Origin of the sequence: Saccharothrix longispora (genome assembly GCF_031455225.1) — a bacterium.
GTDB lineage: Bacteria > Actinomycetota > Actinomycetes > Mycobacteriales > Pseudonocardiaceae > Actinosynnema > Actinosynnema longispora.
The window spans coordinates 4,153,613-4,180,168 of record NZ_JAVDSG010000001.1; the positions used below are offsets into that span (position 1 = coordinate 4,153,613).

Below are 26,556 nucleotides of genomic sequence, written 5' to 3' on the forward strand. Positions count from 1 at the left end.
CCCGAACGCTACCGGCCGTAGCCCGCGAACTCGACGCCCAGCGCCACGCCGGCCAGCACGAGCAGCACGCCCGCGCAGGTCAGGGCACGCCGGTAGCCGGTGTCACCGAGCCTGCGCCGACCGCGCGCGACCAGCAGCGCGATCACGACCTTGCCGCCCACCAGGGTCAGGTAGAAGCCGACCAGCAGGGCCACCGCGGCCCCGGACGACGCGCGCCACGTGGTGACGGTCAACGGGCCCAGCGCGGTCGCCCACGCCACCCACGGGTGCGGGCTCAGCACGTTGACCAGCACCGCACGCCGGAACGCCAGGGGTTCACCGGTCGCGCCGAGGGTCGCCGACCGGGCCTCGCGCACGGTCCGCACGCCGCTCCAGACCACGAAGACCGCGCCGACGACGCCGAGCACGCCCAGGGCGCTCGGCGGCAGCCGGTCCAGGAGCAGCAGGGTCGTGGCGACCACGACGGCGTCGGACAGCAGCGGTGCGCACGCCGCCGCCGCGCCCGCGCGCCAGCCCGAGCGCAACGCCGACGTCACGACCAGCACCAGCAGCGGCCCGGGGCTGATGCTCGCCGCCAGGCCGAGGGTGAGGCCCAACCCCAGGGAATCCACGCCGGGCAGACTAGGTCACGTGCCCGAGCCCGCCCGAGTCCTGACCACCCTGCGGCAGGTCCGCGACCTGAGCCCCTTCTTCGCCCTCGACGTCGGCGAACCCGACGGGAGTCGGCCTGACGAGAGCCGGCACGACGAGAGCCGGCACGACGAGGGCCGGCACGACGAGAGCTGGCACGACGGGGACGCGCTGCTGTCCGGCCCCGCGCTGCCCGGCGCGATCGACCGCATCACGGCCCGCTACCGCACCACCGAGCCGCGGGTGGCGGCGTCGCTGTTCTTCCTCGGCTACACGGCGCGGCTGCTCAGCCCGGTGGTCGCGGCGCGGGCCGTCGACGGCGCCGTGCCCGACGTGCGGCCGGGCAACCTGTGGTGGCGCTACGGGACCGACGGCCTCCGCGTGCGGCTGAAGGAACCGCGGGTCGGGACCGGCATCGCCGAGTCCCTCGCCCCCGTGGTCGACGCGGTCCGGGCGGTCGCGCCCGTCGCACCGGGGCTGTTGTGGGGCAACGCCGCGTCGTCGGTGGCGGGCGCCCTGCGGATCGTGGCCCGCGCGGGCACGGCGAGCGCCGAGGACTGCGTGGCGCTGGGGCGCGAGCTGTTCGCCGAACCGCCGCTGCGGGGCACGGGCGAGTTCGTCCCGTTCCCCGGCGAGGTCGCGTTCCGGCGGCGCAGCTGCTGCCTGTACTACCGCCTGGACGGCGGCGGGACGTGCGGGGACTGCCCGCTGCCCGCGCGGTGACCGGCCGGGGTCAGTCGAGCAGGGCGGCGAGCGCGGTCAGGTCCACGCCGGTCAGCGACTCGCGGAACACGCGGCGCTCGCCGGTGTCCACCGGCACCTCGCACGGCACCACGAGTACCGTGCAGCCCGCCGCGACGGCGGCGGCCACGCCGGTCGGCGAGTCCTCGACGGCCACGCAGCGGGTCGGGTCGACGCCCAGCAGGCGGGCGGCCCGCAGGTAGGGCTCGGGCAGCGGCTTGTTGCGCCCGCCCACCTCGTCCCCGCACACCACCACGTCGAACAGGTCGCGCCCCAGCGTGTCCAGGGCGACCTCGGTCAGCGTGCGCTCGGTCGAGGTCACCAGCGCCATCGGCACCCCGGACGCGCGCACGGCGCGCAGCGCGTCCCGCGCCCCCGGCCGCCACGGCAGGCCGGCGCGGAACACCTCCTCGGTGCGGCGCGAGATCCAGGCCGCGCCGTCGGCGACGTCCTCGGGCGTGGGCACCAGCCCGGCCTCGCCGAACAGCAGCGCCATGGTCCGGGGCACGCTCGACCCGACCAGCGAACGGCGGGTCTCGGCGGACAGCGTGCCGCCCAGCTTCTCCACGAACTCGGCGAGCGGGATGTCCCACAGCTTCTCCGAGTCCAGCAGCGTGCCGTCCATGTCCCACAGCACAGCCTCGACCGTCATCTCCGCCCTTCCGAAGCGGTCACGGCGCGGATTCGGCACCCCGAACGCCGCGACCTGCGATTTCGCCCGGCCCCCGGAGGCGTGGTCGGCAGCCCCCGCCCGGCACGGGCACGTCGTCGACGGGTGCGCCCGGCGACACCGGCGGGACACGACCCGACATGCGCCCAAGCCTACGGCGTCGGGTCCGCGCCGGGGGTCGTAGTCTGACGCCGTGACCGATCCGGACCAGGCCGCCCAGACCCACTCCAACCCCGGCAAACCGCTCACCAACCCGATCTTGGTAGCGGCGTTCGAGGGGTGGAACGACGCCGGTGACGCCGCCAGCACCGCGATCGAGCACCTGCAACTCACGTGGGACGCGACGCCGCTGGCGGAGATCGACCCGGACGACTACTACGACTTCCAGGTGACGCGTCCCACGGTCCGGTTGGTGGACGGCGTCACCCGAAGGGTGGAATTCCCGACCACACGGCTGTCCGTGTGCCGTCCTCCCGGCTCGGCCACCGACGTCGTCCTGGTGCACGGCATCGAGCCGAACATGCGGTGGCGCAAGTTCGCCGCCGAACTGCTCGGCCACATCGAGGACCTGGGCGTGACCACGGTGGTCACCCTGGGCGCGCTGCTGATGGACACCCCGCACACCCGTCCGGTGCCGGTCACCGGCACGGCCTACGACGCGGCGGCGGCCACCAAGTACGGGCTGGAGCGGTCCCGCTACGAGGGGCCCACCGGCATCGTCGGCGTGTTCCAGGACCTGTGCGTGCAGGCCGGCGTCCCCGCCATCTCGTTCTGGGCCGCCGTGCCGCACTACGTGTCGCAGCCGCCGTCGCCCAAGGCCACGCTCGCGCTGCTGCACCGCGTCGAGGAGGTGCTCGACGTCGAGGTGCCGCTCGGCGCGCTGCCGGAGCAGGCCGAGGAGTGGGAGCGCACGGTCAGCGAGATGGCCGACGAGGACGAGGACGTGCGCAACTACGTGCGGGCGCTGGAGGAGCGCGGCGACGCGGAGATCCAGATGACCGAGGCCAGCGGTGACGACATCGCCGCGGAGTTCGAGCGCTACCTGCGCCGGCGGGGCCGCGGACCGGGCCGCGGGCCGACCGGGATGTGAGCCGGCTCCGGCTCGCGGCGCTGTACGCGGGCGGGTTCCTCGGTCCGTTCGGCGGTGCGATGACCTCGTCCGTGCTGCCCGAGGTCGGTGCCGACTTCGGCGTGTCGGCGGGGGCGGCGGCGTCCACGCTGACCGGCTACATGCTGCCGTTCTCGCTGCTCATGCTGGTCTCCGGCACGCTGGGCGGCCGCTGGGGCGCGGTGCGCGCGGTGCGGCTGGCCTACGTCGCGTACGCGGTGGCGTCGGTGCTGTGCGCGGTGTCGTGGTCGCTGCCGGCGCTGTTGGCCGGGCGGGCGCTCCAGGGCGCGGCGAACGCGTTCACCACTCCCCTGCTGCTGGCCGCGGTCGCCGCGGTCGCGCCCCGCGAGCGGCTGGGGCGGTCGCTGGGGCTGTTCGCGTCGATGCAGGCCGCCGGGCAGACGTTCGCGCCGCTGCTGGGCGGGGTGGCGGCCGAGGTGTCGTGGCGGTGGGCGTTCGCCGGCGCCACGGCGGTGGCGGCCGCGCTGGCCCTGATCGGGCTGCCCGCCGCGGTTCCGCGCGGCGGGCAGCGGCCGCCGCTGCGCAGCGCGTGGCGGCCGAGGACGCTGCGGTTGGCCGCCGCCGGCTTCGTGGCGTGGGGCTGCCTGGGCGGGGTGTCGTTCCTGGTGGCGCTGCGGCTGGGCGACTCGTTCGGGTTGGGCGCGGGGCAGCGCGGGCTCGTGCTGACCGGGTTCGGCCTGGTGGCGATCGTGACGGCGCGGCTCACCGGGTGGCTCGTCGACCGGGTCGGCGCCCGCTGGTGCGCGCGGGTCGGCGCGGTCGTGGGCGGCCTGCTGCTGGCCGGTGCGGGCGTGCTGCCGTCGGTGGTGGTCGTGGGCGCGCTGTGGGCCGCGGCGGGCGCGTTCAGCCAGGCGGTGGTCGTCGGGCTGAACGCGCTGGTGCTGTCCACCGAGGAGGGCAACCCGGGCGGCGCGGTGTCGGTGGTGCAGTCCCTGCGCTTCCTGGGCGCGGCGTTGTCGCCGCTGGCGTTCGTGCCGCTGTACCACCTGGACCCGCTGACCGCGTTCCTCGTGCCCGCCGCCCTGGCGCTGACCGTCCCCGCCGCGCTGCTTCACCCGACGGGGGCACGCCCCGGCACCACCCCGGTCACCCGCTGATACTCGCGTGTTCGAGGACGCCCGACGGGCGGCACCGGCCCGCGCGCCGGCCGGTGCCACCCCGTCACCGGCCGACGTCCCGCCGGCGGAACCCGGCGAACCCGATCCCCACCAGCACCGCGGCGACCAGCGTCAGCCAGAGCAGCGGCGCGGCGGTCAGCTCGGCGCCCGGCACCCTGGGGACGTGCGTGAACGGCGACAGGTCCATCACCCACTGGTCGAGCCGCAGCAGAGGTCCGAGCTGGCCCAGCACCAGGCACACCACCAGCACCGCCCAGCTCACCGAGGTCAACTTGGGGACCAGCGCGAACAGGACCAGCGCCAGCCCGGCGACGACCCACGCGGCGGGTGCGTGCACCAGTGCGGCGCCCACCAGGCGGACCACCTGCCCGCCGACGTCGCCGACGCGGGCGCCGTGCACGAGGCCCGCGCCGAGCCCGGCGGCGGCGAGCACCACGGCCGTGCCGACGATCGCGAACACCAGGTGGCCCGCGACCCACGCGTGCCGACCGACGGCGGTGGCCAGCACCGGCTCGGCGCGGTACTCGGTCTCCTCGGTGCGCAGCCGCAGCAGCGCCTGCACCACGTAGATGGCGCTGAACAGGCCGATGACGCCGAGGATCGTGGCGAGGTAGACGTCGACGACCGCGCCGGTCCCGCCCATTCGGGTGATGATCTGCGACAGCGCGGGGTTGTCCGCCAGCATCTCCTCGACGCCCCGGGCGACCGCCCCGTACACGCCGCCGAGCACGAGCAGGGCGAGGGCCCAGCCCAGCAGCATGCTCCGCTGCAACCGCCACGCCAGGCCGAACGCGCTGCCCAGCGACGCCGGGGCGCGGGCCGGTCCCAGCCGCGTCGGCACGAGGCCGCCGCCGAGGTCGCGCCTGGTCACCAGCACCGAGGCGACCACCAGCAGCACCGCGCACAGGGCGAGCGGCAGCAGCGGGACCCACCAGCGCTCGTCGGCGAACGGCCTGGTCAGGCTCGCCCACCCGAGCGGTGAGGCCCAGGTGAGCCAGGTCGGGCCCTCGTCGCCCGCCGCGTCGCCGACCGCGCGCAGCAGGTATGCCAGGCCCAGCACCGCGCCGGAGACCGCGTTGGCCGTGCGGGCGCTCTCCGACACCTGCGCGGAGACCGCGCCGACGCCCGCGAACGCCCAGCCGACCGCCGTGAACGCCGCGCCGAACGCGAACGACCCGGCCGCCGGTTCGCCCAGGCCGATGAGGCCGAGCGCGGTCAGCAGGCCGATGGCGACGTTGGCCAGCAGCGCGGTCAGCACGCCCGCCGCCAGCGGCGCGTGCCGCCCGACGACGGCCGAGCCGATCAGTTCCAACCGGCCCGACTCCTCCTCCGCCCTGGTGTGCCGGGTGACCAGGAACGTGCTCATCAGGGCCACGAGGAGCGCGCCGAACACGCCCCACCGCCAGGCCAGCACGCCGCCTAGGGTCGAGGCGTCGTGCAGGGGGCCGATCAGGGCCAGGAACGCCGGGTTGGCGCCCGCGGTGGCCGCCAGCTGCCGCCGCGACTCGACCGTGCCGTACAGGTCGCCCATCGCCGAGGTGGTCGCCAGGGTGATGCCGACCAGCCCCAGCACCCAGGCCGCGAGCAGCAGCCGGTCGCGGCGCAGCGCCAACCCGAGCAGCGGGCGCAGGCCGGTCAGCGGGTTCTGGCCGGTCATGACGACACCGCCCGCGAGTCGTCCTCGTAGTGGCGCAGGAACAGCTCCTCCAGCGTGGGCGGTTGGCTGGTGAGCGTGCGCACGCCCGACGCGACGAGGCTGCGCAGCGCGCCGTCGAGGTGGTCGGTGTCCACCTCGAACCGCACGCGCCGGCCCCGCACCTCGACGTCGTGCACGCCGGGCAGGCCGGCCAGCCCGGCGGGCACGTCCACGAGTTCGGCGGTCACGCTGGTGCGGGTGAGGTGGCGCAGGTCGGCGAGCGTGCCCGACTCGACCGTGCGGCCGTTGCGGATGATGCTGACCCGGTCGCACAGCGCCTCGACCTCGGCCAGGACGTGGCTGGACAGCAGCACGGTGCGCTCACCGCGCAGCTCGTTCACGCAGTCCTGGAACACCGCCTCCATCAGCGGGTCCAGGCCGGAGGTCGGCTCGTCGAGGATCAGCAGCTCCACGTCGCTCGCGAGCGCGGCGACCAGGGCGACCTTCTGCCGGTTGCCCTTGGAGTAGGTGCGGCCCTTCTTGCGCGGGTCCAGCTCGAAGCGCTCCAGCAGCTCCGCGCGGCGCTTCTCGTCGAGCCCGCCGCGCAGCCTGCCGAGCAGGTCGATGACCTCGCCGCCGGTCAGGTTCGGCCACAGGTTCACGTCGCCGGGCACGTAGGCCAGGCGGCGGTGCAGCGCGGCGGTGTCGCGCCACGGGTCGCCGCCCAGCAGCGACGCGGAGCCCGCGTCGGCGCGCAGCAGCCCCAGCAGGACCCGGATGGCGGTCGACTTGCCCGCCCCGTTGGGGCCGAGGAAGCCGTGCACCTCCCCCTGGTGGACGGTCAGGTCCAGACCGTCCAGTGCACGCGTCGGACCGAAGGTCTTGACCAGGCCCGACACGGATATCGCGGATGTCATGGACAACAAGCTACAATCTTTTCACAAAGTCGTGAAGTTAAGGAAGCGTATAAACTGCCACCCGTTCGGAAGTCCTGAAGGGATGATGCGCCGGTGGCTGACGTGCACGAGCGTGACGACGAAGCCGTGCTGCGCTTCATCGAGCGCTTCGCCGCGGTGTTCAACGAGGCCGGTGTGCCGAGGATGCCCGCGCGCGTGTTCACCGCCCTGCTCGCCTCCGACAGCGGCCGCATGACCTCCGCCGACCTGGCCGACGTGCTCCAGGTGTCCCCCGCCGCGATCTCCGGCGCCGTCCGCTACCTGTCCCAGGTGCGCCTCATCGGGCGCGAGCGCGAGACCGGCACCCGCCGGGACGTCTACACCGTGCTCGACGACGTCTGGTACGAGGCGTTGTTCCGCCGCGACGACATGTTCCGCCGCTGGGAGGTGCCGCTGAAGGAAGGCGTCACCACGCTCGGCGAGGACACCCCGGCCGGCCGGCGCATCGCCGAGATGCGCGCCTTCTTCGGGTTCATCCACGCCGAGCTGCCGACCCTGCTGGAGCGCTGGCGGACCCACCGCGCGGAGAAGTTCGGCCCGAACTGACCCCCGCGGTTCGGAATATTTACGACTAACGGCGCTACTGCCGGGCCGTTTTTGTCCCGATCATGCTTGTGACCAGGTCGCACCACCCGTTCGCGCGAACGTCCCCATCCCTGCACGCTCGCACCGACCGGCACACCCGCCGGCCCGGTCGAGCAGCCCTGCCCGAGGGAGACCCCGTCATGGGAGACGCCCGCACCACCAGAAGACTCGCCGTCCTCGGCTTAGCAGCGGTTTCGGCCGCGGCACTGGCCTTCGCCAACACCGGGGTGGCGGCCGCCGAGGGCACCGTGCTCGGCGCCGAACGCGCCGACGCCGTCGCCGGCTCCTACATCGTGGCCCTGAACGACTCGGTCTCGGCGCGGTCCGCGTCGGCCTCGACCGCGTCCGCGCTGGTCGGCAAGTACGGCGGCCAGGTCCGCGCGGCCTGGCAGCACGCCCTGAACGGCTTCCACGCATCCCTGTCCGAGTCCCAGGCCCGCCGCCTGGCCGCCGACCCGCGGGTGGCGTTCGTCCAGGCCGACCTGCCGGTGAAGCTGGACGCCCAGCCGAACCCGCCGTCGTGGGGCCTGGACCGCATCGACCAGCGCGATCTGCCGCTGGACAACAACTACGCGGACGGGTCCGCGAGCAACGTCCGGGCGTACATCATCGACACCGGCATCCGGACGACGCACAGCGACTTCGGCGGCCAGGCGTCGTGGGGCGCCAACACCAGCGGCGACGGCAACAACAGCGACTGCAACGGCCACGGCACGCACGTCGCGGGCACGGTCGGGGGCATCGCGCACGGCGTCGCCAAGGGCGTCAAGCTCATCGCCGTGAAGGTGCTCACCTGCGCGGGCTCCGGTACCACGGCGGGCGTCGTCGCGGGCGTGGACTGGGTGACGGCGAACGCGGTCAAGCCGGCCGTGGCGAACATGTCGCTGGGCGGCGGCGTGGACACCGCGCTCGACACCGCGGTGCGCAACTCCATCGCGTCGGGCATCACCTACGCGGTGGCCTCGGGCAACTCCAACGCCAACGCGTGCAACTACTCCCCGGCCCGCGTGGCCGAGGCGCTGAGCGTGAACGCGTCGACCAACACCGACGCGCGGGCCTCGTTCTCGAACTTCGGCACCTGCACGGACATCTTCGCGCCGGGCCAGAACATCACCTCGGCGTGGCACACCAACGACACGGCCACCAACACGATCAGCGGCACGTCGATGGCGTCCCCGCACGTCGCCGGCGCGGCGGCCCGCTACCTGGCCGCCAACCCCACCGCGACCCCGCCGACCGTGAACGCGGCCCTCGTCGCCGCCGCCACGTCGGACAAGATCACCAGCCCGGGCACCGGTTCGCCGAACAAGCTGCTCTACACCGGCACCGCCACCCCCGGCACCCCGGCCGTGTCCAACCCGGGCAACCAGTCGACCACCGTCGGCACCGCCGTCAGCCTCCAGCTCACGGCGTCCGGCGGCACCGCGCCGTACTCGTTCTCGGCGACCGGCCTGCCCGCCGGCCTGTCGATCAGCGCGTCCGGCCTGATCTCCGGCACCCCCACGGCCACCGGCACCTCGTCGGTGACCGTCACCGTGACGGATTCGGCCGGGCGGACCGGCACCGCCTCGTTCACCTGGACGGTCACGGCGGTCGGCACCGGGTGCAACCCGGTGACCAACGGCACCGACGTGTCGATCCCCGACAACAGCACGGTGAACAGCCCGATCGCGCTGGCCTGCTCGGGCAACGCGTCGGCGACCACCACGGTGCAGGTCGACATCGTGCACACCTACATCGGTGACCTCGTGGTGGACCTCGTCGCCCCCGACGGCTCGGTCTACAACCTGCACAACCGCAGCGGTGGCAGCACCGACAACATCAACCGCTCGTACACGGTGAACGCCTCGTCCGAGGTGGCGGCGGGCACCTGGCAGCTCCGGGTGCGCGACGCCGCGTTCCTGGACACGGGCCGCATCAACAGCTGGACGCTCGACGCGTGACCTGAGCGAGGGGCCGCCACCCGTTGCGGATGGCGGCCCCGTCCGCTCCTACAGCTCCACGCCCAGCAGCGAGTCGACCGCCGCCCGGAACAGCGTCGGGCCGGTCGCGTCCGAACCACCGGTGGACAACGCCTCGTCCGCCCACGCGTCGAGGGCCGCGAGGGCGGACGGCGTGTCCAGGTCGTTGCCCAGGTGGTCGCGGAGGCGGGCCACCGCGTCCCGCGCGCTGGGGCCCGCGGCCAGGGCAGCGGCACGTCGCCACGTCGCCAGGCGGGCCTCCGCGGACGCCAGCAGCTCCGCGCTCCACGGCCGGTCCGCGCGGTAGTGGCCGGCGAAGAGGGCCAGCCGGATGGCACTCGGGTCGACCTTCTCGGCGCGCAGCTTCGAGACGAACACCAGGTTGCCGCGCGACTTGGACATCTTCTCGCCGTCCAGGCCGATCATGCCCGCGTGCACGTAGTGCCGCGCGAACGGGTGCTCGCCGGTCAACGCCTCGGCGTGGGCCGCCGAGAACTCGTGGTGCGGGAAGACCAGGTCCGAGCCGCCGCCCTGGACGTCGAACGACGTGCCCAGGCGGTTGAGGGCGATGGCGCTGCACTCGACGTGCCAGCCCGGCCGGCCGGGCCCCAGCTCCGAGGGCCACGAGGGCTCACCGGGGCGCGCGGAGCGCCAGAGCAGGGCGTCGAGGGGGTGGCGCTTGCCCGCGCGGTCGGGATCGCCGCCGCGCTCAGCGAAGAAGCGGGCCATGGTGTCGGCGTCGTAGTTCGACTCGTAGCCGAAGCGGCCGGTGGCGCCGTGGTCGAAGTAGACGTCCGGGTGCTCCGGGTCGTCGACGCGGTAGGCGGAGCCGTCGGCCAGCATCTTGGCGACGGCCTCGACGACCTCCGGGATCGCCTCGACCGCGCCGACGTAGTCGCGGGGCGGCAGGACGCGCAGGGCCACCATGTCCTCGCGGAACAGGGCGGTCTCCCGCATGCCCAGGACGACCCAGTCGTCCTGGTCGCGCTCGGCTCGCTCCAGGAGCGGGTCGTCGACGTCGGTGACGTTCTGCACGTAGTGCACATCGTGCCCGTTGTCCAGCCACACCCGGTGGACCAGGTCGAACGCCAGGTAGGTCGCCGCGTGACCCAGGTGGGTCGCGTCGTACGGGGTGATGCCGCAGACGTACAGCCTGGCGGTGTCGCCCGGGGCGGTCGGGCGCACCTCTCCGGTGGCGGTGTCGTGCAGCCGCAGCGGGCGCGGCTCGCCCGCTACCCGCGGGACTGGGGTGGATGACCAGGTCTGCATGCCCTCGACCCTAGCTCGCGGCCCGGCCGGGAGGAGAAGGTCCACCTGCCGGGGCGCACCCACCCCCCTCCACGGTCGTCAGCGGCGCTTGCGGGACCTCAGGTAGTCGCTCACCACCGCCGCTCCCAGCCCGTCCTCGTCCGGCGCGACGACGCGACCGCCCGAGCGGCGGGCCACCGTGTCCACGAACCTGGTCAGGCGCGGGTCGTCGCCCAGCCGGAACACGGTGATCGACGCGCCCAGCCTCGCCAGGGCGTCGACCTCCACCAGGGTCTTGCCCAGCGTGCGGTCCAGCGGCGGGTAGTGGAACTCGGCTTCGCCGGTCGCCTCCAGGTGCGCGGTCGGCTCCCCGTCGGTCACCACCAGGACGACCGGTTGGGCATCGGGGTGCCGCCGCACGTGCCGACCGGCCAGCAGCAGCGCGTGGTGCAGGTTGGTGCCCTGCTCCCACACGCCGTCCAGGGCGGTGAGCTGCCCGATGTCCACGGTCTCGGCGTGCCGGCCGAACGTGATCAGCTCCAGCGCGTCCGTGCGGAACCTCGTGCGCACCAGGTGGTGCAGGGCCAGCGCGGTGCGCTTCATCGGCACCCACCGGCCGTCCTGCACCATCGACCACGACGTGTCGACGCACAGCGCGACCGCCGCCCGCGAGCGCAGCTCGGTCTCGCTGACCTCGACGTCGACCACGTCCAGCGACACCGGCCCGCCCGCCGAGCGCAGCACGGCGTTGGTGACGGTGCGCGGCACGTTCCACGGCTCGGTGTCGCCGAACGCCCACGGCCGGGTCGAACCGGTCAGCTCGCCGGACGCGCCCGCCGACCGGTTGTCCCGCTGCCCCTGTGCCCGCACGCCGTCGATGACGCCGCGCAGCGCCGTCTCCCCCAGCCGCCGCAGCGCCTTGGGGGTGAGCCGCAGCGAGCCGTCGGGCGCGCGTTCCAGCAGGTTCTGCGCCCGCAGCTCGCGCTCCAACTCGGCGAGCCGGCGCGCGTCCACGCCCGCGTCGCCGTCGAGCTGGCGGACCAGTGCTTCCAGGTCGATGTCCTCCAGCCGGGCGCCCGGGTAGGACTGGGCGAGCTGCTCGGCGAGCGCGTCCAGCTCGGCCAGGTCTGCCATCGCCTGGGCTCCCTCGCCGAGGCCCATCGGGTTGTCGCCGCGGAAGCGCGCCGAGCCGGCCCAGTCCTCGCCGGGTCGCATGCCCTGGAGCAGCGAGTCGAGCTGCGCGAGCTGGGCCCCGATCCCGGAGTCGCCGAACGCCTGCTGCGACAGCTCGGCCAGCTCCTGCCGCTGCTGCTCGGTCATCGAGTTCATCATCCGCTGGGCGGCGGCCGACCGGGCGGCCAGCGCGTCGACCAGCTCGTCGACGGTCCTCGGGTTCTCCGGGAAGAACTCCCCGTGCTCGCGCATGAACCCGTCGAACCGCTCGGCGGTGTCCTCGCCCCTGGCGTGGGCGGCGAGCAGGTCGTTCAGGTCGCGCAGCATGTCCTGGATGCGCCGCACGTCCTCCGGCCGGACGCTCTCCACGGCCTGCTTCATGCCCTGGAAGCGCTGGTCCATCAGCTCCCGGCCGAGCAGGTTCCGGATCTCCTCGTACGACTCGCGCGCCCGCGGCGAGCGCCAGTCGTACTCGGCCAGCTCGCGCACGGCCGCTGCCGTCGACTGCGGCAGCGCGTCGAGCTGCGCCTCGCGGAAGCGGGCGTCGTCGTCCGGGTCGGGGAACAGCGCCGCCCGCTCCGCCCGGACCGCCTCCTGGAGCAGCCGCTGGACCTCCTGCAACGTGCCGTCCAGCCGGTGCCTCCGGGTGATCGCGGCCCGCTTGCGCCACAGCCGCGCGGTCAGGTCGTCCAGGCCGCGGGTGCCCGGCAGGCCGCGGCGCAGCAGCTCGCGCAGCGCCGACTCGGGCGAGGAGCCCTCCATGACCTCGCGGCCCAGCTCGTCCATCGCCGCGCGCAGGTCGGCCGGCGGCGCCAGCGGGTCGGGCCCGTCGACGTACCGGCCGTAGCGGTAACTGCTCATCCGTACACCGTTCGGTCGTCGTCGCTGTCCTTGGCCAGCTGACGGGTGAGGTAGAGCGACTCCAGGGCCAGTTCCACGCCCGAGGCGATGCGGCCCGCCGGGTCCTTCGGGCCCGCGCCGACGCGCTGCGCCACCTCGTGCAGCACCGGCAGCTCGGGCAGCGCGCCCAGCAGGTCCCCGGCGGGCACGCGCTCGCCGGTGGCCACCGGGTGGCCCGCGGACACCAGCTCGGCCAGCGGCCGCAGGTTCAGGCCGGCGAACGTCGAGCGCGCGGTGTCCGCCACGGCCCGGCGCAGCAGGTGGGTCAGCACCTCCTGCTCGCGGCCCTCCTCGCCGGCCTCGAACTCCAACTTGCCACGCAGCACCTCGGGCACCGAGTCGAGGTCCACGGGGCGTGCCACGGCCGGGTTCTCGCCGATCAGGGCGCTGCGCCGCAGGGCGGCGGCGGCGACCGTCTCGGCCGCCGCGACCGCGAACCGGGCCGACACGCCGGAGCGCTGGTCGATCGCCGACGACTCGCGCAGGTGCCGCACGAACCGGGCGATGACCTCCAGCAGGTGGTCCCCGACCTCGGCGACCAGCCGGGCCTCCTGGCGCACCAGGTCGACCTCGGCGCCGATCTCCAGGGGGTAGTGGGTGCGGATCTCCGCGCCGAACCGGTCCTTGAGCGGGGTGATGATCCGGCCGCGGTTGGTGTAGTCCTCGGGGTTGGCGGTGGCGACGAGCAGCACGTCCAGCGGCAGCCGCAGCGTGTAGCCGCGGATCTGGATGTCGCGCTCCTCCATCACGTTGAGCAGCGACACCTGGATGCGCTCGGCCAGGTCGGGCAGTTCGTTGACGGCGATGACGCCGCGGTGCGACCGGGGCAGCAGGCCGTAGTGGATGGTCTCCGGGTCGCCGAGGCTGCGGCCCTGGGCGACCTTGACCGGGTCGACGTCGCCGACCAGGTCGCCGACGCTCGTGTCGGGCGTGGCCAGCTTCTCGGCGAACCGCTCGTCGCGGTGCTTCCAGACGACCGGGAGGTCGTCGCCCAGCTCGGCGGCCCGGCGCTTGGACTCGGGGGTGATGGGCTCCAGCGGGTGCTCGTTCAGCTCGGCGCCCTCGATCACCGGGGTCCACTCGTCGAGCAGGCCCACGATGGTGCGCAGCAGCCGGGTCTTGCCCTGGCCGCGTTCGCCGAGCAGCACCACGTCGTGCCCGGCCAGCAGCGCGCGCTCCAGCTGGGGCAGCACGGTGCGGTCGAAGCCCACGATCCCGGGCCACGGGTCGCGGCCCTCGCGGAGAGCGGCCAGCAGGTTGTCCCGGATCTCGGCCTTCACCCCGCGCGGCAGGTGGCCTGCCGCGCGGAGCGCGCCGGCGGTGGTGGGGTGCTCAGAGGTCACCTGATCGAAGTTACGCCTGCTCGGGGCACCGGTCGACGTGGAGCGACTCCACCCCCGGGCCGGTGCGGAGGTGTTCCGCCGAGGGCGAACGGCACCCGGGTGACACCGCCCGGTCACCCCGACGAATGCGGAGACGCGCCGGTCCGGCGCTGCTACGCAGGTCCAGGGGGTGCGACGGGGAGGGTCGGATGACGACGCCCGGGCGGGACGGCGGCCGGCAGGTGGACGACGAGCACCGCAGGCAGGAGGAGTACTGGCTCCGGGCGGCCGACGCGGCGGGCTTCCGGGCGCGCACCGGGTTCGGGATAGCCCCGGGCGCGGTGCCGGACGTCGCGGTGCACGGCGCCGCCGACACCGCCATCGGGATCAGGGGCGGTCGCCTGCCCGCCGGTCAGGTCGCCCGCGGGACGGTCCGCGCGCACCGCGCCGGCTGGCTGCCGCTGTGGTTCGCCGGCTCCGGCCGGTACCCGTCGTGGTTCAACCGGGTGCCCTCGGTCGGGTGCAACCGGACGTCGTGGGACGACGTGCCGCGCCGCGGCGCGCTCACCGCCGTCGGGCTGCGCCGCGTGACCGCGCGGCGGTGCGACGTGCACACCTTCGACCGCTGCCCCGCCGGTCGGCGGACCCTGTGCGGCCGGTACCACCCGTACCTGGAGCAGTGGACCGGCATGAGGGTCGACGACGTGGCCGAACAGGTCCCGGCCCGCGAGGCCGTGCCGCTGGCCCCCGCCCCGGACCGGGTGTACCTGGTCCCGGTGCGCGACCTGGCCCGCTATCGCGAGATGACCGGCGGGCTCGGCGCGTACGAGCCCGCCGGGCCGGCCGGCGCGTCGGGCGTCGCCGAGCGGGCGCACCGGTGGTGCGCGGCGTGCGGCAACCCGCTGCTGTACCTGCGCCCGGGACGCGACCGGTGCGAGCGGTGCAGGTCGGGGACGCGGGAGCCGGTCACGCCGCCAGGTTGAGCAGTTCGGTCCGGGCCGCCTCGTCGTCGAGGTGCGCCAGGGCGATCATCGGCGCCAGCGCGCGGGCCCAGGCGTGCAGGCGCCCGGGGTCGAGGGACGCGGCGGCGGCGACCTCGGCCGCGCGTGCGGTCACGCCCTCGTGGCGCGCGCCGTCGAGGACGTAGTCGACCACGTCGAAGCACGGGTCGCCCACGCACGGGCGCGGGTCGATCGCCACCAGGCCGCGCGGGCCGACCAGGACGTTGCCCAGGTGCAGGTCGCCGTGCAGCAGCACGCGGGGCCGGCTGTCGAGGAGGGCCCGGCAGCGGGTCCGGGCGCGGTCCCAGCTCTCCGGCGTCACGTGGGCCGCCACGGCCGGGTCGGTCAGGCGGCGGCCGACGCGGGTGAACGCCTCCTCGCAGCGGTCGCGCAGGTCCGGCCAGGTGCCGGCGGGGATGGGGACGCCGTGCAGGTCCGCCGCCAAGGCGGCCCACTCGTGCGGCGTCGGGGGGACGGGCAGCTCCTCGGCCATCGTGCCGGGCACCACCGCGGCCAGCAGGGCGGCGCCGGGCGCCTCGGCCAGCACGGCGGGCACGCGGCCCGAGGGCGCGAGGTGGCGCAGGGCGGCGGTCTGGCCGGCGAGGAAGGCGTCGTCCGGGCTGAGCTTCAGCGCGACGGGCAGGCCGTCGCGGGTACCCGACACGACCACCGACGACGCGCCGGGCGGCATGTCCGGACCGATCACCAGGCCCCACGCCCGGGCCAGGTCCTCCACCCGGGACGGGAGGGCGGCGCACCAGTCGGCCACCTCCGGCCCGAAGCGGAGGGCCAGTCGTCCGGTGATCTCGTCCACGTCCACGGGTGGACCGTAGGCGAAGACCGCGGGCGGTGTCCCAGGAGGACACCGCCCGCGGTGGTGTTCGGTCGATCAGTCGTTCAGGAGGTCGTCACAGCGCCGGGTAGGCGTTGCGCATGAGCTCCTGGAACTGGGCCGAGAACCAGTGGCCCGACACCGGGGCGTCCGCCAGGGCGCCCGAGAGGTTGTTGCCGTTGCGCACGTTGCCCTCGTACGTCGGGTCGCACATGCGGTCGAAGCCCTTGCCCTCGTCGTTCGGGATCTCGCGGCTCGAACCGTCGGACTCACCCGGCGGCTTGATCCAGACGTAGGCGTCGATGTTCGGCTTCGGCGCGGCCTTCGGCCGCTCGCCCAGACCGGCACCGGCCTGGTTGCACCAGTTGCCCTTCTGGTGGCGGCGGTCGATGCGCGACTCGTTCACGTAGGTGTCCGGGTTCGTGGACGTCGACTTGGCGGTGGGCCGGTTCGCACCGCCCCAGCCGTTGCGCGAGGTGTCGATCAGCATGCCGATGCCGCTGTCGAAGCCCTGCTTGACCAGCTCGGCGCGCATCGCCGTGGCGAAGCCCAGCTCACCGTTGAAGTCGTTCCAGTCCACCCACTTGGCCCGTTCCTTGACCGGGGTGCCGCCGACGTTGTCGTCGACCGTCCAGTACGGCTCCTCCAGCGCGGAGTAGTTGGCCGTGTTGGTGATGAAGCCGTGGATCTTGTCCTTGGTGGCGCTGTTCTTGCCCAGGATGGCAGCGAACTGCTTCGCCGAGGCGTAGAAGTTGTCGTACTCGGGAACGGTGTCGCCCCACCCGATCCAGCCGTGGTGGCCGGAGTCGATGTAGTTGTAGACGTTCCCGATGCCACCGAGCTTGCCGACGGCGTACGAGACGCCCTCGACGTAGTTGCCGTTCGCCTTCATCGTGTCGCAGTTCGGCGTGGCCGTGGCCCGCGGCGACACGTTGGTCACCAGGTTCGGCAGCGAGTCGATCTCGATGACCGCGACGATGCGCAGCTTCGAGTACTTCGCGTTGCCGACGATGCCCGCGATCTTGTCGATGTAGTCGGTCTTGTACTTGCCGATCTCGTCGGCCTTCAGCTCACCGTTCGAGGCCAGCGCGGCGCAGTCGCGGCCGGGCAGGTTGTAGACGACGAACTGGAAGACCAGTTGACCGTCGGAGCGGGCGGCGCGCTGGCGCTCCGCCTCGTCCAGGTGGTCGGCCAGCCCCATCGAGCCGGTCGTCGGCGAGTCGTTGCCGTCGATCGCGCTGATGCGGTCCAGCCAGACACCGGTCGGCTGGTTCGAGATGCGGGAACCACCCGGCTCCGCGGCGGCCAGGCGCGACCACTGCGGGTTGACGTACACGCCGGCGCCCACGTACGGGTTGTCCACCCGGGTGCCCGGGTTGCCACCGCCGCTCGTCGTGGTCGTCGTCGTGGTGGTGGTCGTGGTGGTGGTCGTCGTGGTCGTGGTCGTCGGGCCGACCGAACCCGTGCAGGTCGTCCCGTTCAGGCGGAACGAGGTCGGCGCGGGGTTCGAGCCGTTCCACGAGCCGTTGAAGCCGGGGGTCACCGACGCGCCGGTGCCCAGGTTCGGGCTCCACTGCGGGTTCTTGACCGACACGCGGGCACCGGACTGCGAGAACACGCCGCCCCAGCCCTGCTGGACGCTCTGACCGGCGGCGAAGTCCCACTCCAGGGTCCAGCCACCGCTGATCGCGTCACCCAGGTTGGTGACCTGGACGTTGGCGCCGAATCCACCGGGCCACTGGTTGGTGATCGAATACGAGACCCGACAACCGGGGGCAGCGTTGGCAGTGGCGGTGCTCGCCACCACCCCGGCTGCGGACAGGGCCGCCACCGAGGTCACCGCCAACGCGCCGGCCACCTTGCGGGACCGTACGAACGTGCGCAGACTCATGCATCGCCTCCTTGCGAGCAAATCGCCATCTGGGAGCGCTCCCAGGCCATGTCACCGCACCGGGATTCGACGCGAACCGGAAGGGGTGACTGGGAGCGCTCCCAGACGAACGGTAACGCATGACACGCGGTGTTGACGAGGGGTTGACCTGGAGATAATCCCGGCCTATACCCGTGCGCGAAGCCGCTCAAACCGCCTTGACCTGCGGTTTAACCACTTCCGTCTCAAATGGAATCCGCAAGCCGGGTTCGCCCGGAATCGATTCGGTGGGCAAACGGGCGCGTTCGCCATCACCTGTTCAGCGCATCGCGCTCATTGCCGGGCGGTACCCGTGTCGTCGAATATCCGATTCGACGGCCCGCGCCGGGGGTTGCGCAATTTCGACATTCACCGAAGCATTGTCGAATCCATTCGACGACGCATTCGTCTCAATGACGGCCGGCACCCTGGTCCGAAAGCACGCGCACGGCTTCGTCGACGGCCGCCAGCCGCGCCCGCCGGACGGCCTCGGACAGCGGTCGCAGCGCCTCGTCCCGGGCCCTGGTCGCGGTCGCCGACACGGCGCCGCCGGGCGCGTCGGACGCGGCCACCTCCAGGATCGCGGCGACCTCGGCGGCCCGCTGGAGCACGCGCAGCGCGCGCGGCGGCATCCCGTCCGGCCACGACAGCTTCTGCTGCTCCGCCGACAGCGCGGCGATCTCGGCCCGCACGTTCGGCCGGTGCCGGGCCACGTCGAGCGTCACGAGCGCCGTGGCGGCCTCGCGCATCGCCGACGCCAGGCCGTGCTCGGCCTCCCCCAGCGGCACGTGCTCGCCCGGCGAGGACGACGGCAGGTCGAACACCGTCCACCGCAGCACGCCGTCGGCCACCAGCGCGGGCACCAGGCCGACACCGACGTCCGGCAGCACCGCCGCCTCCCGCGCCCGCAGCGCGCACTTGACCAGCGGCCCCTGGCCGCCCAGCCCGCGCACGTCGCCCGGCACGGGCAGCACCAGCCGCGCGGCGCCGGCCGAGGAACGCCGCAGTGACGCCAGCAGCAGGGCCGGTCCCACCGGGACCTCGTCGGGGCCCGGCAGGTCGAGCGCCGTGGCGGTGCCGTCGTCGTCTGCGGCCACCTCGTGCAGACCGGCCCAGAACCCCAGGGCGTCCAGGACGTCGTCCGCCGCGGCCGCACCGTGCAGCCAGGCGGACGTCCAGACGACCAGCGTCGCACTCGCACTCGACACGCTTGACACGCCTGCCGAGGGTACGCGTCGGGCGGGCCGGTTCAGGCCGCCGGCCCGACGTGTTCCACCAGCAGGGAACGGAACTTCGCCACGTCCTCGTCCCCGTCGAACGCCCGGTGCGGCACCGCGTACACCGCGGTCGTCCCGGTCCTGAGCACGAACCCGCGCCCGGTCTCCGCCCAACCGGGCAGTTCGTCCCAGCTCAGCTCGCTGCGGGCGGACTCGCCGACCGCCATGCGCAGCGAGTGGCCGTCCGCCGTGCCGGTGACCCTCTTGGCCGCGAGCGGGTGGTTGTGGAAGTTCACCGCCGTGCCCACGGGCACCAGTGCGACGATGATCACAGCCAGTGCGAGCGCGAACACGCCCGCCCACGTCATGCCCATCACCAGGACGACGACGCCGAGCACGGCGAGCACCGCGGCGAACCACGGCGCCCACCGGTACAGCGGCACGGCGATCCGCAGCGCGTCGCGCCAGTCCGCCGGTCTCGGGGACCAGCTGAAGTCCACGCCCACCTCGCGCACCCCGCTCACTTCGCCGGGCGCCGCGCGGGCTCGCAGCACAGCACGGCGCACGGCGCGCCGTCGACCGTGCAGCCGGCGAGCGGGAACTCCGACAGCTTGCGGACCGGCGCGCCGGCCAGGTGCTCGGCGACCAGTTCGGCGACGAGCCGGGCGAACCGGGGGTCGTCGTTCGGCGTCGCGGCGCGGGCGAAGCCCATGCCCAGCTCCACCGCCCGGTCACGGGCCTCGGTGTCGAGGTCCCACACCACTTCCAGGTGATCGCTGACGAACCCGATCGGGCACACCACGACGTTGGTCACGCCCTTGGCGTGCAGGGCCTCGACGTGGTCCACGATGTCCGGTTCGAGCCACGGGACCTGGGGCGGCCCCGACCGCGACTGCCACACCACGTCGTGGTCGGCCACGCCCAGCGCGGTCGCGACCAGCCGGGACGCCTCCGCGATCTGCCGCGAGTAGCGGTGGCCGCCCTCCTCGGGCGGTCCGGACGCCTTGTCCGCCGACAGCGGCACCGAGTGCGCGGTGAACACCAGGCGGTAGTCGTCGAAACCGGCCGCGGCGGTGCGCACGGCGTCCACGAAGGACTCGATGAACAGCGGGTGGTCGAAGAACTGGCGCAGCTTCACCAGTTCGGGGGCGTCCGGCACGGCCGCGCGGGCGCGCCGGATGTCCTCGTCGTACTGGCGGCACGCCGAGTAGCCGCCGTAGGCGCTGGTCGGGAACACCAGCGCGCGCCTGACGCCCGCGGCCTTCATCTCGGCCAGGGTGTCCTCGACCATCGGGTGCCAGTTGCGGTTGCCGAAGTAGACCGGCAGCTCCACCAGCCCGCGCACCGCGTCGATGGCGCGGCGGTTGAGCGCGTTGATCGGCGACACGCCGCCGAAGTGCTGGTAGTGCTGCTCGACCTCGTCCAACCGCTCGGGCGGGACACCGCGACCGCGGGTCACGTTCTCCAGGAAGGGGCGGACGTCCTCGGGACCTTCCGGACCGCCGAAGGACAACCAGAGCAGCGCGTCGTAACTCACCCCGTCATCCTCGCGCCGACACCTCCGGAGCGCACAACCGGGTCGGCGTGACCACCGGCACGCCGACCCGGACCGCGGTCGGGCCTCAGAGACCCAGGAAGTGCACGCCGCCGTCGACGAACACCATGGAGCCGGTGGTGGCCGGGAACCAGTCCGACAGCAGCCCGCAGACCGAGCGGGCGACCGGCGTGGCGTCGTCCACGTCCCAGCCGAGCGGGGCCTTCTCGCCCCACATGGCCTCCAGGTCGGCGAAGCCGGGGATCGACTTCGCGGCCATCGTGCGCACCGGGCCGGCCGAGACCAGGTTCACCCGGATGCCCTGCGGGCCGAGGTCGCGGGCCAGGTAGCGGTTGATCGACTCGAACGCGGCCTTGGCCGGCCCCATCCAGTTGTAGGCGGGCCACACCTGGCGGGCGTCGAAGTCCAGGCCGACGATCGACGCGCCGCGGCCCAGCAGCGGCAGGGCGGCCTTCGTCAGCGCCTTGTACGAGTACGCGGAGACGTGCACCGCGGTGGCCACGTCCTCCCACGGCGCGTCCATGAACGGCGCGCCCAGGCACGTCGGCGGCGCGTAGCCGATGGCGTGCACGACGCCGTCGAGGCCGTCCACGTGCTCGCGGAGCCGGTCGGCCAGCGTGTCCAGGTGCTCCTGGTTCTGCACGTCCAGCTCGACCACGGGGGCGGCCTGCGGCAGGCGCTTGGCGATCCGCTCCACGAGGCTCATCCGGCCGAAGCCGGTCAGCACGACCTGGGCGCCCTGCTCCTGGGCGACCCTGGCCACGTGGAAGGCGATCGACGCGTCGGTGATCACGCCGGTGATCAGCAGTCGCTTGCCCTCGAGCAGTCCCGTCACGGGTTGTTCCTCCGGAAGTGTTGTGCGTGGGGTTTTCAGTGGCCCATGCCGAGACCGCCGTCGACCGGCAGCACCGCGCCGGTGACGTAGGCGGCGGCGTCGGAGGCCAGGAACGTGACGGCGGCGGCGATCTCGTCGGTCGTGCCGTAGCGGCCGGCCGGGACCTGGGCGAGGATCTGCTTCTTGCGCTCCTCGGGCAGGGCGTCGGTCATGTCGGTGGTGATGAAGCCGGGCGCGACGACGTTCGCGGTGATGTTGCGGGAACCCAGCTCGCGGGCGATGGAGCGGGCCACGCCGACCAGGCCCGCCTTGCTCGCCGCGTAGTTGACCTGCCCCGCGCCGCCCATGTGGCCGACCACGGAGGAGATGAACACGATCCGGCCGTAGCGCTTCTTCAGCATCCCCCGCGAGGCGCGCTGGGCGACCCGGAACGCGCCGGTGAGGTTGGCGTCGAGGACCCGGCCGAACTGCTCGTCGGTCATCCGCAGCAGCAGGGTGTCGTCGGTGATGCCGGCGTTGGCCACGACCACCTCGACCGGCCCGTGCGCGGCCTCGACCTCGGCGAACGCCGCGTCCACCTCGGACGAACTGGTCACGTCGCACTTGACGCCGAGCAGCCCCTCGGGCGCGCCGGACCCCCGGTGGGTCACCGCGACCTTGTCGCCCTGCGCGGCGAACGCCAGGGCGATCGCCAGGCCGATACCCCGGTTGCCGCCGGTGACCAGTACGGACCTCGACACGCTTGCTCCCATCGCTGCTGGTTGATGCCGTGCGAGGCTATCGGCTACCCCCAAGTACCCCATCATCGGCCGGGCGTGGATCACAATTGCGCGGGTGACCGGTTTCGTGGGAGGACTCCGCGCCGCGGTGGACGGCGACGTGCTCGACGACCGCGCGAGCCGGGCGGTGTACTCGGTCGACGCGTCGAACTACCGACACGTGCCGCTGGTCGTGGTGCGACCGCGGTCGGTGGACGGCGTGCTCGCGGCGGTGGCGGTGGCGGTCGAGCACGGCGTGCCGATCACCAACCGGGGCGCGGGGACGTCGGTCGCGGGCAACTCGGCGGGCGCCGGGATGGTCCTCGACTTCTCCCGGTACCTCGACCGGGTGATCTCGGTGGACCCGGACGAGAAGGTCGCGGTGGTGCAGCCCGGCGTGGTGCTGGACCGGCTGAACGACGCGGCCCGGCCGCACGGGCTGGTGTTCGGACCGGACCCGTCGACGCACTCGCGGTGCACGCTCGGCGGGATGATCGGCAACGACGCGTGCGGCGCGCACTCGATCGCGTGGGGCAAGACCAGCGACAACGTGCGGGCGCTCGACGTGCTGCTGCCCGACGGGCGGCGGTTCGACACGCGCACCCCGCCGGAGCTGGACCTGCCGCGGGCGGACCCGGCGTGGTTCCCCGCCCTGGACCGGCGGGTCTCGGGGTACCGGCTGGACGCGCTGCCGGACCTGACCCGCGCGCTGGTCGGCACGGAGGGCACGTGCGCGACCGTGCTGGGCGCGACGGTGGAGCTGGTCGAGTCGCCGCCGCGCCGGGTGCTGGCGGTGCTCGGCTTCGACGGCCCGTACGACGCCGCCGACCTGGCGCCCGAGCTGCGCGGTCCGGGCGTGCTGACGGTCGAAGGGCTGAACGCCGAACTGGCGCGGCACGCGGGCGACTCGCGCTCGCTGCTGCCGCCCGGGCGGAGCTGGCTGTTCGTGGAGGCCGTCGAGGACGCGGTGGCGCGCCGGGCGGCGGCGCTCGCGCCGCACTCGGTGGTCGTGTCCGACCCGGCGCGGCAGCGGGCGCTGTGGCGGGTCCGGGAGGACGGCGCGGGCCTGGCGACGCGGATGTCGGACGGCGGCGAGGCGTGGCCGGGGTGGGAGGACGCGGCCGTGCCGCCCGAGCGGCTCGGCGCCTACCTGCGGGAGTTCGACGCGCTGCTGGCCGGGCACGGCAGGCGGGGCGTCACCTACGGGCACTACGGCGAGGGCTGCCTGCACGTGCGGGTCGACTTCGACCTCGCGCGCGGGCTGCGGTCGTTCCTCCGGGACGCGGCGGACCTGGTGGTGGCGCACGGCGGGTCGCTGTCCGGGGAGCACGGCGACGGGCAGGCGCGCTCGGAGCTGCTGCCGCGCATGTACCCGCCGGCGGCGATCACCGCGTTCGGCCGGTTCAAGGCGGCGTTCGACCCCGGGAACCTGATGAACCCGGGCCGCGTCGTGGCGCCGCTGAAGCTGGACGACGACCTGCGGGTGCTGGTCGCTCCCCCGGTGATCCCGACGCGCGCCGCGCTGGCCCTGCGCGCCGACGGCGGCGACCTGGTGGCCGCGTCGCGGCGGTGCGTGGGCGTGGGCAAGTGCCTGAACGCGCGCGGCGGCGTGATGTGCCCGAGCTACCGGGTGACGCGGGAGGAGAAGCACTCCACGCGCGGCCGGGCGCGACTGCTGTTCGAGATGCTCGGCGGTCGGGTGGTGCGCGACGGGTGGCGCTCGGAGGAGGTGCGCGAGGCGCTGGACCTGTGCCTGGGCTGCAAGGGGTGCAAGCGGGACTGCCCGGTGGACGTGGACATGGCCACCTACAAGGCGGAGTTCCTGCACCACCACTACAAGGGGCGGCGGCGGCCGGCCGCGCACTACTCGATGGGGTGGTTGCCGCTGTGGCTGCGGCTGCGCCTGGTGAACCGGGTGAGCGCGAGGTTCGCCCGGTTCGGCGGGGTGGACCCGGCGCGCCCGCTTCCGGTGCCGGTGCGGTCGTTCCAGTCGCGGTTCGCGGCGGGCACGGGCGGCGGGGACCGGGTGCTGCTGTTCCCGGACACGTTCACCAACCACTTCGAACCGGGCATCGGCCTGGACGCGGCGGCGGTGCTCGGTCACGCGGGGCAGGCGGTGGAGGTGCCGCGGTCGGCGGTGTGCTGCGGGCTGACGTGGTTCTCGACCGGGCAGCTGGACGTGGCGCGGCGGGTGGTCCGGCGGACCGCGCGGGTGCTGCGGCCGTGGACGCGCGAGGGCGTTCCGGTGGTCGGGCTGGAGCCCAGCTGCACGGCGTTCCTGCGGGGTGACGCGCTGGAGGTCGCGGGCGACGACCCGGACGTGGCGCGGCTGGCCGGCTCGGTGCGGACGTTCGCCGAGCACGTCTCGCCGCTGCTGGAGCCGTGCGCGCCGGGCGGCGGGGCGGTCGTGCAGCCGCACTGCCACCAGTACGCGGAGGGCGGCCTGGACGCGGACCGGGAACTGCTGGTCAAAGCCGGGGTGACCGCGTCGCTGCTGGAGGGCTGCTGCGGGCTGGCGGGCAACTTCGGGTTCGAGGAGGGGCACCACGAGGTGTCGATGGCGGTGGGCGAGCTGGCGCTGTTCCCGGCCGTGCGGACGGCGGCGGAGGGCACGTCGGTGGTGGCCGACGGGTTCAGCTGCCGCACCCAGGTGCGCCACGGCACGGACGCCGAACCCGTGCACACGGCGACGCTGCTGAGGCGTCGGCTGGGGCTGTAGGCCCCCTGGTCGTGGGAGGCGAGCTTGCGATCGGGTGACGAACCTCAAGAAACGCTTAACAGACCTTTGCAAGAGCTTCACGATTCGATCCACTGACCGGTCATGACCACGAGTCCACCACCAGTCACCCTCGCGGCCGAGGGCGGAGCGCTGTCCTCCGTCGAGGAGGCCATCAACAACGTCTTCACCCCTGTCTCGGATGCCGTGGCAGGCTTCGTCTTCGCCGAGATCACCGTCTTCGGCGTGACGTTCCCCTGGATCGTCGGCTGGCTCGTCATCGCAGCGGCGATCTTCACCGCCTACTTCGGCGTCATCCAGGTGCGGGGCTTCACCACCGCGCTGCGCATCGTCCGGGGCAGGCACAGCAGCCCCGACGACCCCGGCGAGATCACCCACTTCCAGGCGCTCAGCTCGGCCGTGTCGGGCACCGTCGGCCTCGGCAACATCGCCGGTGTCGGTGTGGCGGTGACCATCGGTGGCGCGGGCGCGACGTTCTGGATGATCCTCGCCGGCCTGCTCGGCATGTGCACGAAGTTCGTCGAGTGCACCCTGGGCGTCAAGTACCGCGACGTCCACCCGGACGGGACGGTGTCCGGCGGCCCGATGCACTACCTGCGCAAGGGCCTGGCCGAGCGGTTCCCCGGTGGGGCGGGCAAGGCCGTCGGCAAGGTGCTCGCCGCGGGCGCGGCGGCCATGATCCTGTTCTTCGGGATCGCCGGCGGCAACATGTTCCAGGCCAACCAGACGTTCGCCCAGCTCCGCAACGTGACCGGCGGCGAGGAGGGCTTCCTCGGCACCGACGGCGCCGCACTGGTGTTCGGCATCGTCCTCGCGCTCGTGGTCGGCGCCGTGATCATCGGCGGCATCAAGTCCATCGGCCGGGTCACCGGCAAGCTGGTGCCCGCGATGGCGATCCTCTACGTCCTGGGATGCCTCACCGTCATCCTGTTCAACGTCACCGCCGTCCCGGACGCCATCGGCCAGATCTTCACGGGCGCGTTCAACGCCGACAGCGTCGCGGGAGGCGCTATCGGCGCGTTGATCGTCGGCTTCCAGCGCGCCGCGTTCTCCAACGAGGCGGGCCTCGGTTCCGCGTCGATCGCGCACTCGGCGGTGAAGACCCGCCGCCCGGTCACGGAGGGGTACGTCGCGCTGCTGGAGCCGTTCATCGACACCGTGGTCATCTGCACCATGACCGCCCTGACCATCGTCGTGGCGCAGACGCAGTTCTGGAAGGACGCCCAGGCCACCGTGTTCGCCGGCGGCCCCAGGCCGGACGGCGTCACGGTCACCTCGGAGTCCTTCGCCACCGTGCTGCCGTGGTTCCCGTACGTGCTGACGCTGGCCGTGGTGCTGTTCGCCGTGTCCACGATCATCACGTGGAGCTACTACGGCGAGAAGGCGTGGACGTACCTGTTCGGCAAGAGCAAGCGCAGCGAGGCCGTCTACCGCGTCATCTTCTGCCTGTTCACCGTGGTGGGATCGGTGTTGACGCTGGGCAGCGTGCTGGACTTCGCCGACGCGGTGCTGTTCCTGCTGGCGCTGTTCAACATCGTCGGCCTGTACCTGCTGGCCCCCGTGGTCAAGCGGGAGCTGAAGGAGTTCAAGGAGTACCTCAGGACGAAGCGCGAGGACGCCGAGGTCGGCTGACGGCCTGCCGG

General features: G+C 73.6%; 22 protein-coding genes. 8 read left to right on the forward strand and 14 right to left on the reverse strand.

The window, feature by feature from the left end:
• Positions 1-8: 8 nt before the first annotated feature.
• A complete protein-coding gene (locus J2S66_RS16545) occupies positions 9-611 on the reverse strand; it encodes a LysE family translocator (protein ID WP_310307982.1) in 603 nt (200 codons plus the stop codon).
• A 19-nt stretch (positions 612-630) separates the two neighbouring features.
• Between J2S66_RS16545 and J2S66_RS16550 the strand changes: the two genes are divergently transcribed.
• On the forward strand, positions 631-1,353 hold the full coding sequence (locus tag J2S66_RS16550; protein ID WP_310307984.1) for a (2Fe-2S)-binding protein: 723 nt from the start codon (positions 631-633) through the stop codon (positions 1,351-1,353).
• Between the two features lie 10 nt (positions 1,354-1,363).
• Here the strand turns inward: J2S66_RS16550 and J2S66_RS16555 are convergent, their stop codons facing one another.
• On the reverse strand, positions 1,364-2,023 hold the full coding sequence (locus tag J2S66_RS16555) for an HAD family hydrolase (RefSeq protein ID WP_310307986.1): 660 nt from the start codon (positions 2,021-2,023) through the stop codon (positions 1,364-1,366).
• A 211-nt stretch (positions 2,024-2,234) separates the two neighbouring features.
• Here J2S66_RS16555 and J2S66_RS16560 point away from each other — a divergent pair, with 211 nt between their 5' ends.
• Together J2S66_RS16560 and J2S66_RS16565 are read left to right on the forward strand one after the other, a co-directional pair.
• Positions 2,235-3,131: a PAC2 family protein gene (locus tag J2S66_RS16560; RefSeq protein ID WP_310307988.1), complete on the forward strand. Its 897-nt coding sequence runs from the start codon at positions 2,235-2,237 to the stop codon at positions 3,129-3,131.
• Positions 3,128-4,267 carry an MFS transporter gene (locus J2S66_RS16565; RefSeq protein WP_310307989.1) on the forward strand — a complete coding sequence of 380 codons (1,140 nt, stop codon included), beginning with the start codon at positions 3,128-3,130 and terminating at the stop codon, positions 4,265-4,267. Before J2S66_RS16560 ends, J2S66_RS16565 begins: the two co-directional genes overlap by 4 nt.
• Before the next feature lie 64 nt (positions 4,268-4,331).
• On the opposite strand, the gene J2S66_RS16570 is transcribed toward J2S66_RS16565, so the two are convergent.
• Together J2S66_RS16570 and J2S66_RS16575 are read right to left on the reverse strand one after the other, a co-directional pair.
• Positions 4,332-5,945, reverse strand: a complete 1,614-nt coding sequence (locus tag J2S66_RS16570; protein ID WP_310307990.1) for an ABC transporter permease — start codon at positions 5,943-5,945, stop codon at positions 4,332-4,334.
• Entirely contained in the window at positions 5,942-6,841 is a 900-nt protein-coding gene (locus J2S66_RS16575; protein WP_310307991.1) for an ABC transporter ATP-binding protein, read from the reverse strand. Before J2S66_RS16575 ends, J2S66_RS16570 begins: the two co-directional genes overlap by 4 nt.
• 93 nt (positions 6,842-6,934) lie before the next feature.
• On the opposite strand from J2S66_RS16575, the gene J2S66_RS16580 reads away from it, so the two are divergent.
• Complete coding sequence (locus J2S66_RS16580) at positions 6,935-7,426, forward strand: GbsR/MarR family transcriptional regulator (RefSeq protein ID WP_306744981.1); 492 nt, start codon at positions 6,935-6,937, stop codon at positions 7,424-7,426.
• Positions 7,427-7,605: 179 nt separating this feature from the next.
• A complete protein-coding gene (locus tag J2S66_RS16585; RefSeq protein ID WP_310307992.1) occupies positions 7,606-9,408 on the forward strand; it encodes a S8 family peptidase in 1,803 nt (600 codons plus the stop codon).
• 48 nt (positions 9,409-9,456) lie between these two features.
• Here the strand turns inward: J2S66_RS16585 and mshC are convergent, their stop codons facing one another.
• The 3 genes from mshC to J2S66_RS16600 form a co-directional block, all read right to left on the reverse strand.
• Positions 9,457-10,695 (reverse strand): cysteine--1-D-myo-inosityl 2-amino-2-deoxy-alpha-D-glucopyranoside ligase, encoded by a 1,239-nt coding sequence (mshC, locus tag J2S66_RS16590; RefSeq protein ID WP_310307993.1) that lies wholly within the window; start codon positions 10,693-10,695, stop codon positions 9,457-9,459.
• A gap of 78 nt (positions 10,696-10,773) precedes the next feature.
• Positions 10,774-12,708: a VWA domain-containing protein gene (locus tag J2S66_RS16595; protein WP_310307994.1), complete on the reverse strand. Its 1,935-nt coding sequence runs from the start codon at positions 12,706-12,708 to the stop codon at positions 10,774-10,776.
• Positions 12,705-14,090 (reverse strand): sigma 54-interacting transcriptional regulator, encoded by a 1,386-nt coding sequence (locus J2S66_RS16600; RefSeq protein ID WP_310307995.1) that lies wholly within the window; start codon positions 14,088-14,090, stop codon positions 12,705-12,707. Before J2S66_RS16600 ends, J2S66_RS16595 begins: the two co-directional genes overlap by 4 nt.
• Before the next feature lie 188 nt (positions 14,091-14,278).
• Between J2S66_RS16600 and J2S66_RS16605 the strand changes: the two genes are divergently transcribed.
• Positions 14,279-15,052, forward strand: a complete 774-nt coding sequence (locus tag J2S66_RS16605) for a hypothetical protein (protein WP_310307996.1) — start codon at positions 14,279-14,281, stop codon at positions 15,050-15,052.
• On the opposite strand, the gene J2S66_RS16610 is transcribed toward J2S66_RS16605, so the two are convergent.
• The 7 genes from J2S66_RS16610 to fabG form a co-directional block, all read right to left on the reverse strand.
• Positions 15,036-15,890, reverse strand: coding sequence for a phosphotransferase (locus J2S66_RS16610; RefSeq protein WP_310307997.1), 855 nt, complete (start codon positions 15,888-15,890; stop codon positions 15,036-15,038). The two genes, J2S66_RS16605 and J2S66_RS16610, sit on opposite strands and share 17 nt — an antisense overlap.
• Positions 15,891-15,978: 88 nt before the next feature.
• Positions 15,979-17,793 (reverse strand): glycoside hydrolase family 6 protein, encoded by a 1,815-nt coding sequence (locus J2S66_RS16615; RefSeq protein WP_310307999.1) that lies wholly within the window; start codon positions 17,791-17,793, stop codon positions 15,979-15,981.
• Between the two features lie 428 nt (positions 17,794-18,221).
• Entirely contained in the window at positions 18,222-19,019 is a 798-nt protein-coding gene (locus J2S66_RS16620; RefSeq protein WP_310314834.1) for an Rv1486c family protein, read from the reverse strand.
• A gap of 41 nt (positions 19,020-19,060) precedes the next feature.
• The gene (locus tag J2S66_RS16625; RefSeq protein WP_310308000.1) at positions 19,061-19,543 is read right to left on the reverse strand and encodes a YcxB family protein; all 483 of its coding nucleotides are present in this window, start codon (positions 19,541-19,543) and stop codon (positions 19,061-19,063) included.
• 5 nt (positions 19,544-19,548) lie between these two features.
• Positions 19,549-20,565: a ferrochelatase gene (locus tag J2S66_RS16630; RefSeq protein ID WP_310308002.1), complete on the reverse strand. Its 1,017-nt coding sequence runs from the start codon at positions 20,563-20,565 to the stop codon at positions 19,549-19,551.
• A gap of 85 nt (positions 20,566-20,650) precedes the next feature.
• A complete protein-coding gene (gene fabI, locus J2S66_RS16635; protein WP_306744991.1) occupies positions 20,651-21,418 on the reverse strand; it encodes an enoyl-ACP reductase FabI in 768 nt (255 codons plus the stop codon).
• A gap of 35 nt (positions 21,419-21,453) precedes the next feature.
• On the reverse strand, positions 21,454-22,158 hold the full coding sequence (fabG, locus tag J2S66_RS16640) for a 3-oxoacyl-ACP reductase FabG (RefSeq protein WP_310308003.1): 705 nt from the start codon (positions 22,156-22,158) through the stop codon (positions 21,454-21,456).
• A gap of 94 nt (positions 22,159-22,252) precedes the next feature.
• Here fabG and J2S66_RS16645 point away from each other — a divergent pair, with 94 nt between their 5' ends.
• Together J2S66_RS16645 and J2S66_RS16650 are read left to right on the forward strand one after the other, a co-directional pair.
• The gene (locus J2S66_RS16645) at positions 22,253-24,895 is read left to right on the forward strand and encodes an FAD-binding and (Fe-S)-binding domain-containing protein (protein ID WP_310308004.1); all 2,643 of its coding nucleotides are present in this window, start codon (positions 22,253-22,255) and stop codon (positions 24,893-24,895) included.
• Positions 24,896-24,997: 102 nt separating this feature from the next.
• Positions 24,998-26,545 (forward strand): alanine/glycine:cation symporter family protein, encoded by a 1,548-nt coding sequence (locus tag J2S66_RS16650; RefSeq protein ID WP_310308005.1) that lies wholly within the window; start codon positions 24,998-25,000, stop codon positions 26,543-26,545.
• Positions 26,546-26,556 lie beyond the last annotated feature (11 nt).

Excerpts from the sequence above, each read along its gene's own strand:
- J2S66_RS16575 (WP_310307991.1), bottom strand. The coding sequence starts at position 6,841 with ATGACATCCGCGATATCCGTGTCGGGCCTGGTCAAGACCTTCGGTCCG.
- J2S66_RS16555 (WP_310307986.1), bottom strand. The coding sequence starts at position 2,023 with ATGACGGTCGAGGCTGTGCTGTGGGACATGGACGGCACGCTGCTGGAC.
- J2S66_RS16585 (WP_310307992.1), top strand. The coding sequence starts at position 7,606 with ATGGGAGACGCCCGCACCACCAGAAGACTCGCCGTCCTCGGCTTAGCA.
- J2S66_RS16595 (WP_310307994.1), bottom strand. The coding sequence starts at position 12,708 with ATGAGCAGTTACCGCTACGGCCGGTACGTCGACGGGCCCGACCCGCTG.
- J2S66_RS16605 (WP_310307996.1), top strand. The coding sequence starts at position 14,279 with ATGACGACGCCCGGGCGGGACGGCGGCCGGCAGGTGGACGACGAGCAC.
- J2S66_RS16650 (WP_310308005.1), top strand. The coding sequence starts at position 24,998 with ATGACCACGAGTCCACCACCAGTCACCCTCGCGGCCGAGGGCGGAGCG.
- J2S66_RS16570 (WP_310307990.1), bottom strand. The coding sequence starts at position 5,945 with ATGACCGGCCAGAACCCGCTGACCGGCCTGCGCCCGCTGCTCGGGTTG.
- J2S66_RS16615 (WP_310307999.1), bottom strand. The coding sequence starts at position 17,793 with ATGAGTCTGCGCACGTTCGTACGGTCCCGCAAGGTGGCCGGCGCGTTG.
- mshC (WP_310307993.1), bottom strand. The coding sequence starts at position 10,695 with ATGCAGACCTGGTCATCCACCCCAGTCCCGCGGGTAGCGGGCGAGCCG.